We start from the raw sequence: 5,645 nt of genomic DNA on the forward strand, positions 1-5,645 counted from the left end.
CTACGATTTAAAACGTGAGGAAGGAAAGCCATATAAAGTAGCCATTATTGCTTGTGCTAATAAGCTTTTACACTGGATTTATGCGATTTTAAAAACGAAAACACCATTCCAAGAAACTATTTAGTAACAGCATTTTCAAATAAAACAAAAACCTTCCACACTGAACGAGGAGGGTTATTTGTCTTGCGCATTTTTAGTATAACATGAAGTGTTTTTCGATTAAAAATGTTTTTCTTGACATTCTATTAGCTGGTTTAGTTTAAGTGCATTTCTTCATCATCTTATCTAATTTTAACATAAAATATCTAGAATCTTTTAAAGGTGTTACTCAACAATATGACCCTTCAAAAGAAAAAGACGCGTTCCTAAATAAACGCGCCCGATTGAGGAAGATCAGTTCTACAAGCTTTTCATTTACATTATCAAACTCCTGACCAAGCCATATTAAATGCCCCCATGAATCAAGTAAACATACCTCTATCCCTTTGCCACTTATTGAACTAACCTGCCCGTTAGTTGAGTAGCAATAATATTTTAGAAAAGGGGCTGTCCAAAAAAAGAATTTTTAAGCAAAAATGAATAAACAGCGAAAGGCAAAAACGTTGATTTTACAGCGTTTCTGCCTTTTCCATTTCATATGATTTTAGTCAAAAAGCGACTTATGAGACAGACCCATCTCTAAAATTAATATGTTCGTACCATTGGTGGTGTATAATTTGCAATATATTGTTCGATTTCTATGAATGAGTTAGAAAACTTCATTGCTTTTTTATCTGCTTCAGTTAAAAAACCGTTTGTTACCATATCATTATAAAAATCTTTTAATTTATCATAGTAGCCACCTACATTGAATAAAATACATGGATTGTGGTGTTGTCCAATTCTTGCCCATGAAATTACCTCAGAGATTTCTTCTAGAGTTCCAGGTCCCCCAGGTAGTGCAATATAGCAGTTCCCTAATTCAATCATCTTATTTTTACGTTCAGACATGGAATGAACAACTTCTAAACGAGTTAAATTAGGATGACTTAGCTCTCGGTCCATTAAAAATGTTGGAATAATACCGATTACTTTACCGTTATGTAATAAAACTTCATCTGCAATCAAGCCCATTAGACCTGCTTTTCCTCCGCCATATACTAGAGTATGACCATTTTCGGCAATCCATTTTCCAAGTGTTCTTGCTGCCTCTTCGTATAAATCCTTGTTACCTAGACTTGCACCACAATAAACTGAAATATTCAAATTTCATTCCTCCTCTATGCTATTCTTATAGAAGTATAAAGAGTGATTTTCATTAAAGAAGATTAAAAATAATAAGACAAACCTATTTATAATTGGCTTATTGCCATTTCACCTGATAAGAGTACTTATAAGCGTCCATTTTTTCTAACAGCTTCTTTGGGTCGGTATCTACAATTATCATATCCCTGTATGTTTCTTTCATAAACCCTTCTTGAATTGTATGATCTATCATGGACAATAGAGGATCATAAAATCCATGAACATTTAATAATCCACATGGTTTTTGATGATAACTTAGTTGTGCCCAAGTAAAAACTTCAAACCACTCCTCTAAAGTCCCTGCACCTCCAGGAAGAGCAATGAAACCGTCCGATAAAGTTGCCATTTTTGCTTTCCTTTCGTGCATAGTAGCTACAACATGTAGTTCTGTAAGTCCTTCGTGTGCAATTTCAACGTCTTGTAATTTTCGAGGAATAACTCCTATTACATTCCCTTTATTTTCTAATGTTGAATTAGCTATAGCCCCCATACAACCTACTTGAGCGCCTCCGTAAATTAATGTTCTGTCTTGTGAAGCTAACTCTCTTCCCAGTTCTTTAGCTGCTTTTAAATAAGAGGCATTTTTACCCTCACTTGAACCACAAAATACGGTTATATTTTTCATTTTCATTATTGGTCCCCCTGACTCGATTTTAATTTTTTAATTAAGTACAGAAATAAAAAATTCCTGACTACGAAGAAGTACAAGATTTGTACTTTCTTCGTAATCAGGAATTACGGTTCCTGGTAGAGACCTCCAAACCATATCATTGGAGTTATACGAAATTTCATTTAATTCATAGCTGCTTTTTAAAGGATAACAATAAATAGTTTGAGTTGTCAATATAGTGTCTAACACAAAAAAATCCTTTTGTTATTGTAAAAGCATATGGCATTAATAATATTATCTTTCTTTTTCAACAAACCTGCACCGTTAGTACAATAAAAAAAGAGCTGTCCAAACAGTTCAATGGTCTTCAAGTAAAGAACCCCGTTCATTTAAGTACAATCCTGCACAAACATTGTATTGTCAATTGGAGGACAGTTCAATTTAGCTAGCTGTTTCAATATATATTCTTTATATTATAAATTAATTCTTATGTTTTTACTCGGGTTTGAAATTGCAGAGTTTTCCTTGTTCAATACATCACTCGTAATAATATTTATCGTATTAATTTCACTAAATGGAACCTCTAAAGTGGGAATAAGATAAATCCTCTTATCGACTACTTTATTTATAAAGGTTTGCGAATCAGATGTTTGATGCACATAATCCTTCGATTTAATTTGAATTTTATTATTAATTGTAAGTGTATCAACAGGGTAGAAAACTATATCTTTATCGGTTGTATTTTCAACTTTATAAGATATTTCAATTAAATTTAATTCATCATTGAGATCTTTACCATGTTTCTCTTTGATTTGTTTTACAGTAAACTCAGGTAAATTTGTCAATTGTACGAAATTGATGGATTCAATAGTAAATTTAATTGCACCCATATCATAAGTTTTGTCTACATTTTTTATATTAACTAATGTAGATTTATAACCAAGACCTATAATTTGCCACTGACCTACTTCTGTAAGTGGACCGTTTGTTGGTTCGCTATTTTTGACACTTAATTGGACCACCTCTGTTTTCCCTTTTTCTTCATTTAATTCCGTATTTTCATTCATCGGGTTAGTCGGTTTATCTACACGTGCATTTACTAAAGATATAGATGAGACAGCGATTAAAGTAGCAACGCCAAATACAGACCAACGATAAGAGTTTTTGAATTTTTTTATCATAAGTATCCTCCTTTTCAAAGTTTTTTTATTCCTACTTAAGTTTGCTAAACTTGGTATTTGATAAAAATTTGAGTAGTGTTCTAAAAGGCTAATAATAGTATGACCGTATGCAAGTTGCTCCTCTGAATTTATATATGTAAGAGCTAATGAATCACAGGCTAATTCCTGATCTTCTCTCATACATGAGTAGGCATACCAAAGAATAGGATTAAACCAATTTAGAATGAGTAAACCATACATAAGCCAATTCACCCCAACATCTCTTCGTTTGATGTGGGCTAATTCGTGATGAAAAATGTATCGCAGCTGTTGCTCATTTAGTACTTCCTTGTGTACACTTGACAATAACACCTTTGGCCGAATAAATCCGACCACAGTTGGACTTGGGATCTTTCCAGCAAAAAAAAGTGGGATATCCTGTTGAACAGACATAGATTTTTTACAATTCTCAAAGATTGTGACAATCCTCTGATCTGTAATCATAGGCTGTTTTTTTATGAAATGAAGTAAACGTCTATTTATAATGATAGTAGTAAAGCCCAAAATGATAACCCCAGTAAGCCAAATGTATATAAAGATTGTATAAAAAGAAAAAGTCTCATCATTTTGGTTTGCATTATTGTGACTTTGTTTCTTATTTTCCTCAGCTACTCGGGTTGAACCAGTTGCAAAGGAATCTTCTTTAGTAACTAACTTTGAATAGTCTATATTTGTCAATTCTTTCATATGTTCTTTTGAAGAAGAAACAGTTGTAACAGCAGTCCCATTACTGTATGAAAAGATAGAATAGATACTGTAGGTACTATTCAAAGACCATGGCAATAAAAGTCTTACAATTAATATCATCCAAAGCAGATATTGCCATCGTGGTTTTAACTGATTTCTAAACAAAATTTTTACACATAAGATTAGAACAACTAGAATACTTGCCATAATTGAGGTTTCTATCAACCAATTAAAAAAGTGAGGTAGATAGATGTTTATAAACATATCCAACATTATTAGCTTTCCTTCCTCTGATTTTCCTCAGTCTTCTCATCCAGAATACGTTTGAGTTCGTTAATATCTTCTGAAGACAACTTTTCTTCTTTTAAGAAGTTCACAAGAAGAGGTTTAAATGCTGCGCCATAGAAACGTTTAAGTAAAGATTTTGTTTCTACTTGTAGATAACATTCTTGTGACACTAAAGGATAATATGCATACACACTCCCTGTGTCTTTATGATAAGAAATAGCTTCTTTTTGGACTAATCGATTAATAAGCGTTCGAACCGTCTTCGGTTTCCAATCCGTTGTTGACTCTAATACTTTAATTACTTCATTTGCTGTTTGCGGGGATTTTGACCAAAGTACTTTCATAACTTCCAATTCAGCTTCGGATATCTTAGGTAATTCTTTCATAATATAAAACTCACCTCCCTGTATTACAAATGTGATCCATATACAAATATTACGTTTGTAATCAGTAATTGTCAATCTTATTTTAATTTTCGAATAGATACTCACAATACTCTCATGCATTAAAGGAACACAGTTTAGTTGACGGGATCAATGTCCCACGCCCCCGTATGTTCGACCCTGGCTACTGATAGATTAAATCTAAAAAAAAGTTCAACCAGAAAGTTCTGGCTGAACTATATAATACGAACGCTACCGTTAGTTCAACAAGACGAACACAACCCTTTTGGTATTTTACCTAAATTTATCTTTCATTATCATAAGTGTTCATTGTAAGATTGAGCTTTGGCATATAAGTACTTCCACCTGCTACCATTTCTTTTGTTTCAACATCATAAATAGCATAATTACCTCTAAATTCTTTTTCTGTGTCTTTAAAGGAATAAAAGAAATAAACTTGCCTATCGGGGCTAACGGTCTGATGGTAGTTAATATCTATATCAGGGTAGGTACGAAGAATATTTCCATCAAAAGTTATATAATTTAATCTTTCTACCTCATTGAACAATAATTTTTTTCTAATATTTACAGATGCATCAGGCATTTCTTTAAAAAGAACAGTATCCAAATGCCTTTTCTGTTGCTTTGGCTTCTGCTTATATCTTTGATAAACCTCCTGATGTATAGGATACTTTAGGTCTCTTAATGCCTGGTAAAATTCATCTACAGTTTCATCAATAACTTTTTTCTTATTTGCAGGATGTAAATATTCATTTTTATCTGAAGGTGTAGTTTGTGAATAAACAGGACTTCCTAATAACATAGAAAAACTGAACAAAAATATAAACACAAACGAACTAATTAAGAATGGTTTTTTCATTTAGATTACTCCTTTTAGAAGTAACGTACCCTAAATGTTCTTTAACTATCCTCCCTCTATAAATATTGATGTATCAACGGTTTCCACCATTTCGTGATGAAGAAAAAATATTTTTCCACTTGATTTATGAACAGTATTTTTAATTTATAGTTATAATTTACAATCCGAGTGTACGCTTCGCTAAAACTAATGGAAATCATTAGCTTTTTTATCCACTATGTGATGCACAATGGATCTCTGCGATACTTATGACGACGTACCCTCCCATGTCTCTTAGCGTCATTTGCGCTTAC

Annotated in this window: 4 protein-coding genes, 2 pseudogenes and 1 riboswitch; of the genes and pseudogenes, 1 reads left to right on the forward strand and 5 read right to left on the reverse strand. The window is 32.6% G+C overall.

What is annotated here, in order from left to right; translation table 11 throughout:
- A pseudogene (locus C9J35_RS22745) lies at positions 1-124 on the forward strand (IS110 family transposase); the annotation flags it as partial.
- Positions 125-684: 560 nt separating this feature from the next.
- On the opposite strand, the gene C9J35_RS22750 reads toward C9J35_RS22745, so the two are convergent.
- From C9J35_RS22750 to C9J35_RS22770, 5 genes and pseudogenes are all read right to left on the reverse strand, one after another.
- Positions 685-1,245 carry an LOG family protein gene (locus C9J35_RS22750; RefSeq protein ID WP_107927106.1) on the reverse strand — a complete coding sequence of 187 codons (561 nt, stop codon included), beginning with the start codon at positions 1,243-1,245 and terminating at the stop codon, positions 685-687.
- Between the two features lie 97 nt (positions 1,246-1,342).
- On the reverse strand, positions 1,343-1,909 hold the full coding sequence (locus C9J35_RS22755) for an LOG family protein (RefSeq protein ID WP_167396050.1): 567 nt from the start codon (positions 1,907-1,909) through the stop codon (positions 1,343-1,345).
- 80 nt (positions 1,910-1,989) lie between these two features.
- Positions 1,990-2,088, reverse strand: a riboswitch (purine riboswitch).
- 825 nt (positions 2,089-2,913) lie between these two features.
- Positions 2,914-4,074, reverse strand: a pseudogene (locus C9J35_RS22760) (M56 family metallopeptidase); the annotation flags it as partial.
- Positions 4,075-4,076: 2 nt separating this feature from the next.
- A complete protein-coding gene (locus C9J35_RS22765; RefSeq protein WP_438941223.1) occupies positions 4,077-4,478 on the reverse strand; it encodes a BlaI/MecI/CopY family transcriptional regulator in 402 nt (133 codons plus the stop codon).
- Positions 4,479-4,776: 298 nt separating this feature from the next.
- The gene (locus C9J35_RS22770) at positions 4,777-5,352 is read right to left on the reverse strand and encodes a hypothetical protein (RefSeq protein WP_107927110.1); all 576 of its coding nucleotides are present in this window, start codon (positions 5,350-5,352) and stop codon (positions 4,777-4,779) included.
- Positions 5,353-5,645 lie beyond the last annotated feature (293 nt).

It is taken from the genome of Lysinibacillus parviboronicapiens (assembly GCF_003049575.1).
GTDB classification, from domain to species: Bacteria; Bacillota; Bacilli; order Bacillales_A; family Planococcaceae; genus Lysinibacillus; species Lysinibacillus parviboronicapiens.